At 38.8% G+C, this 13,406-nt stretch carries 15 protein-coding genes; all 15 read left to right on the top strand.

Annotated elements, in window-relative coordinates; translation table 11 throughout:
• Positions 1–478 precede the first annotated feature (478 nt).
• The 15 genes from mioC to CXF74_RS05025 all read left to right on the top strand — a co-directional run bounded on the left by mioC (position 479) and on the right by CXF74_RS05025 (position 13,271).
• Positions 479–940 (top strand): FMN-binding protein MioC, encoded by a 462-nt coding sequence (gene mioC, locus CXF74_RS05095; RefSeq protein ID WP_101081309.1) that lies wholly within the window; start codon positions 479–481, stop codon positions 938–940.
• Between the two features lie 364 nt (positions 941–1,304).
• Complete coding sequence (gene mnmG / locus CXF74_RS05090; protein ID WP_101081320.1) at positions 1,305–3,194, top strand: tRNA uridine-5-carboxymethylaminomethyl(34) synthesis enzyme MnmG; 1,890 nt, start codon at positions 1,305–1,307, stop codon at positions 3,192–3,194.
• Position 3,195: 1 nt separating this feature from the next.
• Positions 3,196–3,822: a 16S rRNA (guanine(527)-N(7))-methyltransferase RsmG gene (gene rsmG, locus CXF74_RS05085; RefSeq protein WP_101081308.1), complete on the top strand. Its 627-nt coding sequence runs from the start codon at positions 3,196–3,198 to the stop codon at positions 3,820–3,822.
• Positions 3,823–3,905: 83 nt separating this feature from the next.
• Entirely contained in the window at positions 3,906–4,700 is a 795-nt protein-coding gene (locus CXF74_RS05080) for a ParA family protein (RefSeq protein WP_101081307.1), read from the top strand.
• A 12-nt stretch (positions 4,701–4,712) separates the two neighbouring features.
• Positions 4,713–5,624 carry a ParB/RepB/Spo0J family partition protein gene (locus CXF74_RS05075; RefSeq protein ID WP_101081306.1) on the top strand — a complete coding sequence of 304 codons (912 nt, stop codon included), beginning with the start codon at positions 4,713–4,715 and terminating at the stop codon, positions 5,622–5,624.
• Between the two features lie 227 nt (positions 5,625–5,851).
• Positions 5,852–6,265 carry an ATP synthase subunit I gene (locus CXF74_RS05070; RefSeq protein WP_101081305.1) on the top strand — a complete coding sequence of 138 codons (414 nt, stop codon included), beginning with the start codon at positions 5,852–5,854 and terminating at the stop codon, positions 6,263–6,265.
• Positions 6,246–7,055, top strand: coding sequence for a F0F1 ATP synthase subunit A (gene atpB, locus CXF74_RS05065; RefSeq protein WP_101081304.1), 810 nt, complete (start codon positions 6,246–6,248; stop codon positions 7,053–7,055). Before CXF74_RS05070 ends, atpB begins: the two co-directional genes overlap by 20 nt.
• Before the next feature lie 47 nt (positions 7,056–7,102).
• Positions 7,103–7,360 (top strand): F0F1 ATP synthase subunit C, encoded by a 258-nt coding sequence (gene atpE, locus CXF74_RS05060; protein ID WP_101081303.1) that lies wholly within the window; start codon positions 7,103–7,105, stop codon positions 7,358–7,360.
• Positions 7,361–7,398: 38 nt separating this feature from the next.
• Positions 7,399–7,869 carry a F0F1 ATP synthase subunit B gene (gene atpF, locus CXF74_RS05055; protein ID WP_101081302.1) on the top strand — a complete coding sequence of 157 codons (471 nt, stop codon included), beginning with the start codon at positions 7,399–7,401 and terminating at the stop codon, positions 7,867–7,869.
• Between the two features lie 11 nt (positions 7,870–7,880).
• Positions 7,881–8,414, top strand: a complete 534-nt coding sequence (atpH, locus tag CXF74_RS05050) for a F0F1 ATP synthase subunit delta (protein WP_101081301.1) — start codon at positions 7,881–7,883, stop codon at positions 8,412–8,414.
• A 14-nt stretch (positions 8,415–8,428) separates the two neighbouring features.
• Positions 8,429–9,970 (top strand): F0F1 ATP synthase subunit alpha, encoded by a 1,542-nt coding sequence (gene atpA, locus CXF74_RS05045; protein ID WP_101081300.1) that lies wholly within the window; start codon positions 8,429–8,431, stop codon positions 9,968–9,970.
• Between the two features lie 48 nt (positions 9,971–10,018).
• A complete protein-coding gene (gene atpG, locus CXF74_RS05040; RefSeq protein WP_101081299.1) occupies positions 10,019–10,885 on the top strand; it encodes a F0F1 ATP synthase subunit gamma in 867 nt (288 codons plus the stop codon).
• Positions 10,886–10,913: 28 nt separating this feature from the next.
• On the top strand, positions 10,914–12,311 hold the full coding sequence (atpD, locus tag CXF74_RS05035) for a F0F1 ATP synthase subunit beta (protein WP_101081298.1): 1,398 nt from the start codon (positions 10,914–10,916) through the stop codon (positions 12,309–12,311).
• Positions 12,312–12,326: 15 nt separating this feature from the next.
• Positions 12,327–12,746, top strand: coding sequence for a F0F1 ATP synthase subunit epsilon (locus CXF74_RS05030; RefSeq protein WP_101081297.1), 420 nt, complete (start codon positions 12,327–12,329; stop codon positions 12,744–12,746).
• 135 nt (positions 12,747–12,881) lie between these two features.
• A complete protein-coding gene (locus CXF74_RS05025; protein ID WP_101081296.1) occupies positions 12,882–13,271 on the top strand; it encodes an ATP synthase subunit I in 390 nt (129 codons plus the stop codon).
• Positions 13,272–13,406 lie beyond the last annotated feature (135 nt).

Raw genomic sequence — 13,406 nt, 5'->3', positions numbered from 1 at the left:
CAATTAACTTTCGTTAGTTGCCTTGTCTGTGGGGTCGCATTATAGGGATTGCGCGAGCATTGGCAAGCGTTTATTTACTGTTTATTTCAATTTAATGACTGAGTGATTAATTAACCAACAAACTGTATTTAAATTGCACTATAACAGTCTATAAAGCGCAATTGAGCTTCTAAAATGTAGTTATTACTCATGTTACCTCTAGATGCTTTGCCAAACACAAGCTCGAACCAGGGCAAGACACAACATTAAGGTAACCTATCTTATCGAAGGGTTAACTACGTAGACCTTCTAGCAAGACGCGAGCTTGTCCCCAGTAGGGAAAGGTAATTTATAAGTAGTATTGGTTAGCACTGGCACTAGCTAGCGTTTCTTATGTAATTCCAACTCGTTATATTCTTAAGCCTCTCTGATATCTACGCCATTTGTTTCCTATTTTATTTTTACCTATATAGTAGGGAAAAACTTAATGGAGAATATGATGAGTCAGATTGAAATTTTAGTAGGTAGTACATTAGGCGGTACAGAGTATGTAGCTGAGGCTGCGCAAACGTTATTAGAAGAGGCCTTTTTTGATACGGACTTGCATCTTGAACCAGACTTAAATGAGATGTCATTACAAGAAGAGCAAATTTGGTTGGTTTGTTTAGCGACACATGGCGCTGGCGATTACCCTGAAAACTTCAAAGACTTTGTTGATCAATTACAACAGGTTAATGCGCCTTTAGATGGCGTTCGATATGCGATCGTAGGTATTGGTGATTCTAACTATGATACTTTTTGTGAAGCAGCTAAAAACCTCGATTACATTTTAGAAGAGATGGGTGCACAACGCATTGGAGATCGCTTAGAAATTGACGTGGTTGTACATCCAATGCCAGAGGATCGTATCGCTGATTGGATCCCTCTTTTGATTGAAGATCTAAACGAATTGATCGATTAGTACGTTATTAGTTACCCACAGCAGTTTGTGCATAAAGTATTTATAACTCGTTAGTGAGATATGTTTAAACTATGTGCAAACCTGTGGTTAATTTTACCTGTGCATAAGTAGCCAAAGTATCCCCTTGTTAACCCCAAATAGATCCACAACTGCGCACAACTCCAGATCTAACTTAAGATCCTGATCTTTAAGATCTAATCCCACTTTTACACAGAATTTCAATTGCTTAATAAGTATAGTAATAAAAGATCTTTAAAGATCTATATATACTACTAATACTAGTGTTTCGATCTTAGTAGTGTCATATTTGATCGGAAGTAGGTAAAATATGTTTTTTATTTTTAACAGTGATTTTGGAAGAAAAATGAATTACCACGAACATTTTGATGTGATTGTTATTGGCGGTGGCCATGCAGGTACAGAAGCAGCCGCTTCAGCAGCACGCATGGGTATGAATACGTTATTGCTAACACATAACATTGAGACACTTGGCCAGATGTCATGTAATCCAGCTATTGGCGGGATTGGTAAAGGACATTTGGTGAAGGAAATTGATGCACTTGGCGGATTGATGGCTAGTGCAACTGACAAGGGTGGTATTCAATTCAGAACGCTAAATGCAAGTAAGGGCCCAGCTGTTCGTGCAACACGTGCACAAGCCGATCGCTTGTTATACAAAGCGGCTATTCGTGAAAAATTAGAAAACCAAGAAAACTTAAAAATATTCCAACAGGAAGTTGAAGACCTGGTAGTTGAAAATGATCGCGTTAGCGGTGTTATCACTAAAATGGGTGTTAAGTTTTCAGCTAAAACCGTTGTGTTAACCGTAGGAACATTTTTAAACGGATTAATACATATCGGTATGAAGAATTACAGCGGTGGCCGTGCAGGCGACCCAGCTTCTATTGGCTTAGCGGCGCGTTTAAAAGATCTACCAATTCGTACAGGCCGTTTAAAAACGGGTACACCAGCACGTATCGATGCACGATCTATTGATTTTTCTCAATTAGAAGTTCAACACGGTGATACGCCAATCCCTACTTTTTCATTTTTAGGGAAAAAGAGCGATCACCCTCGTCAAATACCTTGTTACATCACGCATACCAATGAAAAAACACACGATATTATTCGTGGTAGTTTAGACAGAAGCCCAATGTATACCGGTGTTATTGATGGTATTGGTCCACGCTACTGCCCTTCTATCGAAGATAAAGTGATGCGTTTTGCAGATAAAAAATCACATCAGATATTTGTTGAGCCTGAAGGTTTAACAACACATGAAATTTACCCTAACGGTATTTCAACTAGTTTACCGTTTGATGTACAAATCGAGTTTATTCGTTCAATGAAAGGTTTTGAAAATGCCTTTGTTACTCGACCTGGTTACGCGATTGAATATGATTATTTTGATCCACGCGATCTTAAATCAACACTTGAAAGTAAATATATTGCAGGTTTGTTCTTTGCTGGACAAATCAACGGTACAACAGGCTACGAAGAAGCCGGTGCACAGGGTCTACTAGCAGGCCTAAACGCAGGCTTACAAGTTCAGGATAAAGAAGGTTGGTGTCCTCGTCGTGATGAAGCTTACACAGGCGTATTAGTCGACGATCTTTCGACACTGGGTACAAAAGAACCTTACCGTATGTTTACCAGCCGTGCGGAATACCGTTTATTGCTACGTGAAGACAATGCCGATGCGCGTTTAACAGCTAAAGGCCGTGAATTAGGTCTCGTTGATGATATCCGTTGGAAAGCATTTAGCGAAAAACAGGAAGCTGTTGAAATTGAAAGCCAGCGCTTAAAAGGACAGTGGGTTAATCCAAACTCTGTTAATGCTGCGCAGATAAATGAATTACTTAAACAGCCTATGCAACGTGAAAGTACATTAGAAGCAATGATCCGTCGTCCGGAAGTTAATTATCGCGACCTAATGAAAATCGAAGGTTTAGGCCCTGGTATTGAAGATGGACAAGCAGCAGAACAAGTTGAAATTAAAATTAAATATCAAGGTTATATTGATAGACAACTTGATGAAATAGCAAAACTGAAACGTTACGAAGATACGATCTTACCGATTGATCTTAATTACTCTGAAATCAAAGGTTTATCTAATGAAGTAGTGAGTAAGCTAACAGAGATAAGACCAGAAAGCATTGGTCAAGCTTCTCGTATTTCAGGTATTACCCCAGCAGCTATCTCTATATTATTGATATATTTAAAGAAAAACGGTCTAAGACGTAAGGCAGTATAAAATGAGTTTATTAGAACAACTTCAAGCGATGCTTGCTGATACAGAGTTAACGCTTCCTATCGAACAACAAAACAAGTTAATTCAATTAGTTGAGTTACTGGCTAAGTGGAATAAAGCGTACAATCTCACTTCAGTAAGAGATCCGCAGCAAATGCTTGTCAAACATATTATGGACAGTATAGTTGTCTCCCCTTACCTGCAAGGTAAGCGTCTGATCGATGTTGGAACAGGGCCTGGTTTACCAGGACTACCCTTAGCTATTTTAAATCCTGATAAACAATTTGTTTTATTAGATAGCTTAGGTAAAAGATTACGTTTTATACGTCAAGCAGTCTTAGAGTTAGGCCTTAAAAACGTTGAATTTGTTCAGAGTCGCGTTGAAGAGTATCAACCAGAAGAAAAGTTCGATGTGGTCTTAAGTCGTGCCTTTGCTTCATTAGAAGATATGCTTTTTTGGTGTAAACACCTGCCTAATGAAAGCGGTCACTTTCTTGCATTGAAAGGACAACTTCCAAAAAAAGAAATTACAGCACTTGATGATAAATTTAAATTCATCGAATCAATCGCATTAAAGGTACCTAACCTTGACGGTGAACGTTGCTTAGTGAAAATAGAACTCGTTTCATAATTAAATAGGTGTACGTAGGTAACGTAATTGCAAAGCCAACAGGCGAGTTTAGCCTTATAACCAATAAATTTAAGTAGGTATTCGTGGGTAAAATAATTGCAGTTGCAAACCAAAAAGGTGGCGTAGGTAAAACAACAACTTGCGTTAACCTAGCTGCCTCTATGGCCGCTACTAAGCGTAAAGTACTGCTGATAGATTTAGATCCGCAAGGCAATGCAACCATGGGCAGTGGCATTGATAAATACGAGGTTGCGCATAGTGCCTATGACCTATTAATTGACGACCTTCCTTTAGATAAAGTCATCGAAAAAGAAACCTCAGGCGGTTATGATCTTGTTGCTGCCAATAGTGATGTAACAGCCGCTGAAGTTAAATTAATGTCGCTGTTCTCGCGTGAAATGCGTTTATGCAATGCATTAAAAGCTTATAGAGACCAATACGACTATATCTTTATCGACTGCCCTCCCTCATTAAATATGCTCACCATTAATGCCATGAGCGCCGCTGATTCGGTGCTAGTACCGATGCAATGCGAGTATTACGCATTAGAAGGGTTAACGGCATTGGTTGATACCATCAGTAAACTAGCCGCAGTGGTTAATGCCGATCTAAAAATCGAAGGGATCTTACGTACTATGTATGATCCACGTAATCGCCTCTCTTCAGATGTATCAGATCAACTTAAAAAGCATTTTGGTGAAAAAGTATATCGCACCATTATTCCTCGTAATATTCGACTCGCAGAAGCGCCTAGTTTTGGCTCTCCTGTTATGTATTATGATAAATCATCAACGGGCGCTAAAGCTTATCTTGCATTAGCGGGTGAAATTTTGCGCCGTGAAGAACAGTGCAAGTCGGTTAGTGTAGAAAGCGCGTAATTAGGATAAGACATGTTAGGAAAAAAAAGAGGCTTAGGTAAAGGGCTAGATTCTTTATTGAGTAGCAGTACTGAAAATCGTAATAAACAAGTCTCACATGACTTCAACGCGCAAAAAACGCAACAACTCGTCGATGATGTTAAAGGTGCATTGCAAGATCTTAATATTCAGCAATTACAGCCAGGTAAATATCAACCTAGACGTGATATGTCTGAATCTGCATTAGAAGAGTTAGCAAATTCCATTCATGCTCAAGGTATTATTCAGCCAATTGTAGTTAGAGAAACCGGTCATCAAAAATATGAAATTATTGCTGGTGAACGTCGCTGGCGCGCGGCCAAAAAAGTGGGTTTAGAAAGTGTGCCATGCCTGATTAAGAATGTTGAAGATAACGCCGCTATTGCCATCGCTTTGATTGAAAATATACAGCGTGAAAACCTTAATGCGATGGAAGAAGCGATTGCTTATAAGCGTTTATTAGAAGAGTTTGAGCTTACCCATAATGAAGTCGCTACTGCGGTTGGAAAATCGCGTACAACGGTCAGTAATCTACTGCGTTTAAACAATTTAAACGAAGATGTAAAAGTATTACTGGAGCAAGGCGATATCGAAATGGGCCATGCACGTGCATTATTAAGCAGCGAAACAGATAAACAATCTGCATTAGCAAAAATAGTTGCTGAAAAATCATTAACAGTAAGAGAAACAGAAAAGCTCGTCAAAAAGTCACTTAATCCTCAGATAGCAAAAGATGAACTACCTCTTTGTGATGAGTATGTTCATATTATAAATACTTTTGAAAAAAAGTTTGGTTTAACAGTGAGCGCCAAAACAGGCAAAAAAGGGGCTGGTAAATTAATTATTAATTACGACACGCTTTCTGATTTGGATTCGTTGCTAGAAATTGTTGATAGAGATCAATAACTATTGATGTCAGAAAATAATCAAGGATCTATTTGTTTGACAAATAAATCCTTTTTTTTAAATTTTAAAACTATGACCTATCGCAAAAATAAGTTGCAACAAATGACCGCATATATTGCATTGGGCCACATTGTCAGTATAATTTGCGCATGTTTTAATCTGGGTCATAAAAGTTGTTAATAAATGACACTTTTTTGTCACAAATTGAATAGTAAAAGGAAATCACAGTGATTGATAAACTAGCAAAAAAAGGTCTCAAATCAGGGCTTAGATTGATAGCTTTTCAATTATTTATTGTGCTAATGATTGCACTGATTTCAACAGTGTTATTTAACACTAACGCCGGTTATTCTGCGTTAGTTGGCGGTTTCACTTTTTTGTTCCCTAATTTCATTTTTGTTTTTATGTCATTTGCTCACGCAGGTGCCAGAAAATCGAAAATTGTACTTCAGGGGTTTTATGTGGGAGAGGCGTTGAAAATATTTTTAGTTATGATCCTATTGGTCCTGTTTTTGAGAGATGACTCGTTATCATTAATGGCGTTTTATATTTCATTTTCACTACTTATAGCTTCACAATCATTAGCCTTTTTCTTTTTTAAACAACATAACGGAATGACAAATGGCATCAACTCCAACTGAATATATCCAACATCATTTAACTAATGCACAAATGTGTACAGTTAATGGTGACATAGCATGGAATTATGCCTGTGCTGACGCTGGATTTTGGACGTGGCATGTTGACTCATTACTGTTTTCTGTTGGCTTAGGCGCGCTTTTCTTAGGACTGTTTTATATGGTCGGAAAGAAAGCAACAACAGGAGTTCCTGGCAAGTTTCAATGTTTAATTGAAATGGTCATTGAACTTGTCGATGGCTCTGTTAAAGGATCGTTTCACGGTCGTAGTAGCACAGCCGTTGCACCATTAGCGCTAACGTTATTCGTTTGGATTATCCTAATGAATACGATGGATCTAATACCTGTTGATTTTGTACCTACAGCTGCCAGTCTCATATTAGGTGTTCCTTACCTTAAAATTGTACCAACAACCGATTTAAATATTACTTTAGGTTTATCTCTAAGTGTATTTGTAATGATTGTTTTTTACAGTATTAAGATCAAAGGTTTATCTGGGTTTGTAAAAGAACTCACAATGCAACCATTCAATCATTGGACAATGATTCCTTTCAACTTTGTATTGGAATTTGTAACATTGATTGCGAAGCCTATTTCGTTAGCGCTTCGTCTGTTTGGTAATATGTACTCAGGTGAGTTGATATTTATCCTGATAGCATTAACCCCTTGGTGGGCTCAGTCTGCACTATATGTGCCGTGGGCTATCTTCCATATTTTGGTTATTTTGTTACAGGCATTTATTTTCATGATGTTAAGTGTTGTATACCTCAGCATGGCACATGAAGATCACTAATTTTTACACTATTTAATTTATATAATTTAACTATCTCGGAGAAAAAAATGGAAACTGTAATCGGATTTACTGCTCTATCTGTTGCGTTCATGATCGGTGTCGCTGCATTTGGTACTGCAATTGGTTTTGCTATTTTAGGTGGTAAATTTCTAGAAGCTTCTGCTCGCCAACCTGAAATGGCTCCAGCACTTCAAGTTAAAATGTTCATCGTAGCTGGTCTACTTGATGCTATCTCTATGATCGCAGTTGGTGTTGCACTTTTCTTTGTATTTGCAAACCCGTTTGTAGGTCTACTACAAGGCTAATTAACAGTTCCTAATTAACAAATTATTGAGGATCGGTTATGAATATTAATGCCACTCTATTTGGCCAAGCGATTGCATTTGCATTGTTTGTTTGGTTCTGCATGAAGTTTGTGTGGCCACCATTGATTGCTGCTATTGAAGATAGACAAAAGAAAATTTCTGATGGTTTGACGCAAGCTGAACGTGCCGGAAAAGATCTTGAATTAGCGCAAGCTAAAGCAGTTGAAAAGTTAAAAGAAGCTAAAACACAAGCAGCAGAGATTATTGAGCAAGCTAACAAGCGTCGCGCTCAAATTGTTGATGAAGCAAAAGCCGAAGCAGAATCTGAACGCGCGAAAATCGTTGCACAGGGTGAAGCTGAAGTTGAAGGTGAACGTAGTCGTGCTCGTGAAGAGTTACGTCAACAAGTTTCTACTCTTGCTATTGCTGGTGCTGAGAAAATTATTAAGCGTTCTATCGATAAAGAAGCGAATAGCGACATTATCGATCAATTAGTTGCTGAACTATAAGGAACGAGCTTATGTCTGAATTGACTACTGTAGCTCGCCCTTACGCAAGAGCTACTTTTGAACTTGCTGTTGATAATAACAACATTGAAGCTTGGTCTGAAATGTTGTTTTTTGCTGCTGAAGTTGTTGCTAACCCAACAATTGCAGCAATGTTATCTGGCACGAAAACAACGCAAGAACTGGCTGCTGTATTAATTAATATATGTGATGATCGACTTGATAAAAGTGGTCAAAACTTAATTAATATAATGGCTGAAAATGGACGTTTGAGCATTTTACCTCACGTAGCGCAACTCTATGCTGAATTAGTAACAGCGCATAACAAAGAAGTCGACGTAATTGTTGTTTCTGCTTATGCCCTGTCTAAAAAGCAAAAAGATGAGTTGAGCAAATCGTTAGAAAAACGCCTCGCACGAAAAGTAAACCTAAATTGTAGTATTGATAAAGCGCTGATTGCCGGAATGGTGATTACAGCGGGTGATCTAGTTATTGATAGCACTGCTATCGGCCAACTAAATCGTTTATCAGATACTTTACAGTCTTAATGGGAAGTTAGAGCATGCAACTGAATTCCACTGAAATTAGCGATCTTATCAAGCAACGAATTGAAAAATTTGAAGCGGTAAGCGAAGCGCGTAATGAAGGTACAATCGTTTCTGTAAGCGATGGTATTATTCGTATCAATGGCCTTGCTGAATGTATGCAGGGTGAGATGATCGAATTACCAAATGGTAGCTTTGCTATGGCACTAAACCTCGAGCGCGACTCGGTTGGTGCAGTAGTAATGGGACCATACCGCGATCTAAAAGAAGGCCAAAAAGTTAAATCTACTGGTCGTATTCTTGAAGTACCTGTAGGTAAAGGTCTTCTTGGTCGTGTTGTAAATACAATGGGTGAGCCTATTGATGGAAAAGGCCCGATTGAAAATGACGGTTACTCTCCTATCGAAGTAATCGCACCTGGTGTAATCGATCGTAAATCAGTTGACCAACCAGTTCAAACTGGCTGGAAATCAATTGATTCAATGATTCCAATCGGTCGTGGTCAACGTGAACTTATCATCGGTGACCGTCAAGTAGGTAAAACTGCTATTGCGATTGATTCAATCATTAGCCAAAAAACAACGGGTTTATACTCAATCTACGTAGCAATTGGCCAAAAAGCGTCAACTATTGCAAACGTAGTACGTAAACTTGAAGAACATGGCGCATTAGAAAATACAATCATTGTTGTTGCCTCTGCTTCTGAAGCGGCTGCACTACAATACCTAGCACCATATGCTGGTTGTTCAATGGGTGAATACTTCCGCGACCGCGGTGAAGATGCACTGATTGTATACGATGATCTTTCTAAGCAAGCTGTTGCTTACCGTCAAATTTCACTATTGCTTAAACGTCCACCTGGTCGTGAAGCATACCCTGGTGATGTTTTCTACCTTCATTCACGTCTTCTTGAACGTGCATCTCGTGTAAGCGAGCATTATGTAGAAACATTCACTAAAGGCGCAGTGAAAGGTAAAACTGGTTCTTTAACAGCATTACCAATCATCGAAACACAAGCGGGCGATGTATCTGCATTCGTACCCACTAACGTAATTTCTATTACTGATGGTCAGATCTTCTTAACGACTGAACTTTTCAATAATGGTATTCGTCCAGCCGTTGATCCAGGTATCTCTGTATCACGTGTTGGTGGTGCTGCTCAGTGTAAAGTGATTAAAAAGCTTTCTGGTGGTATTCGTACTGCACTAGCGCAATACCGTGAATTAGCAGCGTTTGCACAGTTCGCATCTGACTTAGATGAAGCGACACGTAAACAGCTAGACCATGGTAAAAAAGTAACTGAATTAATGAAGCAAAAACAATATGCTCCTATGTCAGTTGTTGAACAAGCGTTATCACTATTTGCTGCAGAGAAAGGCTTCTTAAATGATGTCGATGTTGAAAAAGTATTAGACTTTGAAGCATCACTAATCTCTTACGCTAAAACTGAGCATGCTGAATTCTATGCTCAAATTAATGCATCTGGTGATTACAACAAAGAGATCGAAGGGCAATTTAAGTCACTTTTAGAATCTTTCGTTGCAACGCAAACCTGGTAATTAGTTAACGGCATTAGTCGTTAATTAAGCATTAATTAGGAGTTAGAGATGGCCGGCGATAAAGAAATTAGAAATAAGATCGCGAGTGTTAAAAACACTCAAAAGATCACTGGCGCCATGGAAATGGTTGCAGCATCGAAGATGCGACGTGCGCAAGTGCGTATGTCTAGTACTCATGCTTATGCTGAAACTATGCGTAAAGTGATTGGTCATATCGCACTTGGTAAACTTGAATACAAACACCCTTATGTCGAAGAAAGAGAGATAAAGCGTGTTGGTTATATTGTCATTTCAAGTGATCGTGGTTTATGTGGTGGTTTAAATATTAATTTATTTAAACCCGTTATTGCCGCAATGCAACAGAATTCTGAAGCGGATATCGAAGTTGATATCGCCGTTATTGGTTCAAAAGCTGCTGCATTCTTTAATAGCGTAGGCGCTAACGTTATTGCTCAAACTTCAGGTTTGGGTGATGCACCAACGGTTAATGATTTAATCGGTTCGGTGAAAATTATGTTAGATGCTTATGACCAAGGTAAACTTGATCGTTTGTACATAGTGAGCAATAAATTCATTAGTACCATGGTACAAGAACCTACTATCAGTCAGTTATTACCACTGCCAAAAGCAGAAGATGATGAAGAAGTTTCTACACATCTTTGGGACTACATTTACGAAGGCGATCCAAAAGTGATTTTGGACGCATTATTAATTCGTTATGTTGAATCTCAGGTATATCAAGGTGTTGTTGAGAATTTAGCCTGTGAGCAAGTTTCTCGTATGATTGCAATGAAAGCTGCAACCGACAACGCCAGTGACTTGATTGATGATTTACAACTTGTTGCCAATAAAGCACGTCAAGCTGCAATTACTCAGGAATTATCTGAGATTTGTGGTGGTGCGGCTGCGGTATAATTAGAAATTAGATTTTAGAGGATCAGAGATGAGTTCAGGTAAAATCGTACAGATTATCGGTTCTGTTGTGGATGTTGAATTTCCACAAGAAAGTGTACCGAGCATATACAGCGCTTTGAACGTGACTGCAAAGAACCTTGTAATGGAAGTACAGCAACAAATTGGCGGCGGCGTTGTTCGTTGTATCGCTATGGGTGCTTCTGAAGGTTTGAGTCGTGGTTTAGAAGTTACTGATACTAAACGAGCAATCACAGTACCTGTTGGTACGGCTACATTAGGCCGTATCATGAATGTATTGGGTGAGCCAATTGATGAGTGTGGCCCAGTTGAAGCAACTGAGCACTATGAGATTCACCGTGCAGCTCCTACTTATGAAGAGCAAACGGCATCAAATGATACACTTGAAGTTGGTATCAAAGTAATCGACCTTATCTGCCCATTCGCAAAAGGCGGTAAAATCGGCCTATTCGGTGGTGCTGGTGTTGGTAAAACAGTAAACATGATGGAACTTATCAATAACATCGCACTTAAACATTCAGGTTTGTCTGTTTTTGCTGGTGTTGGTGAGCGTACACGTGAAGGTAACGATTTCTACCACGAAATGCAGGAAGCTGGCGTTGTTAACGTTGAAAATCCTGAATTATCGAAAGTAGCAATGGTTTACGGCCAAATGAACGAGCCTCCAGGAAACCGTTTACGTGTTGCCCTGACTGGTTTGACTATGGCTGAGCGCTTCCGTGATGAAGGTAAAGACGTACTTTTATTTGTTGATAACATCTACCGTTATACTCTAGCGGGAACAGAAGTATCAGCACTATTAGGCCGTATGCCTTCAGCCGTTGGTTACCAACCAACACTTGCTGAAGAGATGGGTGTTTTACAAGAGCGTATTACCTCTACTAAATCAGGTTCTATCACATCTATCCAAGCGGTATACGTACCTGCGGATGATATTACAGATCCATCACCTGCAACAACGTTCGCTCATTTAGACGCTACAGTTGTACTTAACCGTAATATCGCATCTATGGGTTTATACCCAGCGATTGACCCGTTAGATTCATCTTCTCGTCAACTTGATCCATTAGTTGTTGGCCAAGAGCACTACGATATTGCACGTGGCGTGCAAGGTATCTTACAGCGTTATAAAGAGCTTAAAGATATCATCGCTATCCTAGGTATGGATGAGCTATCTGAAGAAGATAAGCAAATCGTATCTCGTGCGCGTAAAGTTGAGAAGTTCCTTACTCAGCCTTACCACGTAGCTGAAGTATTTACAGGTGACCCAGGTATCTACGTACCACTTAAAGACACATTAGCTGGCTTTAAAGGCTTAATCGCCGGTGATTACGATGATATCCCTGAGCAAGCGTTCCTATACGTAGGTGCAATTGAAGAAGCTGTTGAAAACGCTAAAAAAATGTAATAGCGGGAGCTTATTATGACTAAAGCAATGACCACACATTTAGATGTTGTAAGTGCTGAAATTTCTCTGTTTTCAGGGCGTGTTTCGCATTTACAAGTATCAGGTCAAGAAGGTGAATTAGGTATTATGCCTGGTCACACACCTTTACTGACCCCAATTAAACCAGGAATGGTTAAATTGGTTAAACAAAATGGTGATGAAGAAGTCATTTATATCTCTGGCGGTTTTCTTGAAGTACAGCCAGGCGGTGTAACTGTTCTTGCTGATACGGCTATTCGAGGTGTAGATCTTGATCAAGCTAAAGCGGAAGAAGCTAAACGTACAGCACAAGAACAAATTTCAAATCCTGGTCAGGATGTGGATTATGCCCTTGTGACTGCGCAGTTAGCTCAAGCTGTTGCCCAGCTTCGCGTTATCAAGCTAATCAGAAAGTGATATTTATCATTTAGTATAAAAAAGCGACTTTAGAGTCGCTTTTTTTTTGCCTGTAATTTAATCATCAATAAGATTTAAAGCCCCTTTATTGTTACTATCAATAATTATCAGCTTTCAATATAAAAAAGGAAATTAATGCAAGCACATGGTATCAAACTAAAAAAGCATGTAAAAAGGCTGTTAATGGGCCAATGTTTATTAGTTATTGTTATATCGACCTTGGCACACTTTATGGATGTTGATCATCTTGCCGTTTCAGCTTTATTAGGAGGTGTTGTCTTTATTGTGCCGCAGTTTATTTTTACCCAATTCTCATTTATATTTATGGGTTCAAAGAATGAATCTTTAAGTAATATGGCGATGGTCATTGGTTATGTGTGTAAAGTTAGCTTAGTCATGGTGTTATTTTTAGTGTTATTACAAGTTCCTAATTTACATCACGCCGCTTTTTTTATTACTTTAAAATTGGTTATATTTTCTCAAATATTTAATTTATTACGACCACTACCCCCTATTAAGAAATAATCATTGAATCGAGGTTTAGCGACTTCTAATCATAACTACTACTTTATGGTTATTGATAATTAAGTACTCCTTTTAGCATCAATTGAAATACTACTTACGCCACACAAATGTAATTAAATGCATCCATAGGATAGT

It is taken from the genome of Psychromonas sp. Urea-02u-13 (assembly GCF_002835995.1).
Classification (GTDB): Bacteria; Pseudomonadota; Gammaproteobacteria; order Enterobacterales; family Psychromonadaceae; genus Psychromonas.
The sequence above is the reverse complement of the archived record's forward strand: the minus strand, read 5'-3'. Positions and strand labels throughout refer to the sequence as shown.

Coding starts and splice junctions, on each gene's coding strand:
- atpD (WP_101081298.1), top strand. CDS start 10,914: ATGAGTTCAGGTAAAATCGTACAGATTATCGGTTCTGTTGTGGATGTT.
- atpG (WP_101081299.1), top strand. CDS start 10,019: ATGGCCGGCGATAAAGAAATTAGAAATAAGATCGCGAGTGTTAAAAAC.
- atpE (WP_101081303.1), top strand. CDS start 7,103: ATGGAAACTGTAATCGGATTTACTGCTCTATCTGTTGCGTTCATGATC.
- atpF (WP_101081302.1), top strand. CDS start 7,399: ATGAATATTAATGCCACTCTATTTGGCCAAGCGATTGCATTTGCATTG.
- mnmG (WP_101081320.1), top strand. CDS start 1,305: ATGAATTACCACGAACATTTTGATGTGATTGTTATTGGCGGTGGCCAT.
- CXF74_RS05030 (WP_101081297.1), top strand. CDS start 12,327: ATGACTAAAGCAATGACCACACATTTAGATGTTGTAAGTGCTGAAATT.
- rsmG (WP_101081308.1), top strand. CDS start 3,196: ATGAGTTTATTAGAACAACTTCAAGCGATGCTTGCTGATACAGAGTTA.
- CXF74_RS05075 (WP_101081306.1), top strand. CDS start 4,713: ATGTTAGGAAAAAAAAGAGGCTTAGGTAAAGGGCTAGATTCTTTATTG.
- atpA (WP_101081300.1), top strand. CDS start 8,429: ATGCAACTGAATTCCACTGAAATTAGCGATCTTATCAAGCAACGAATT.
- CXF74_RS05025 (WP_101081296.1), top strand. CDS start 12,882: ATGCAAGCACATGGTATCAAACTAAAAAAGCATGTAAAAAGGCTGTTA.
- mioC (WP_101081309.1), top strand. CDS start 479: ATGAGTCAGATTGAAATTTTAGTAGGTAGTACATTAGGCGGTACAGAG.
- atpB (WP_101081304.1), top strand. CDS start 6,246: ATGGCATCAACTCCAACTGAATATATCCAACATCATTTAACTAATGCA.
- atpH (WP_101081301.1), top strand. CDS start 7,881: ATGTCTGAATTGACTACTGTAGCTCGCCCTTACGCAAGAGCTACTTTT.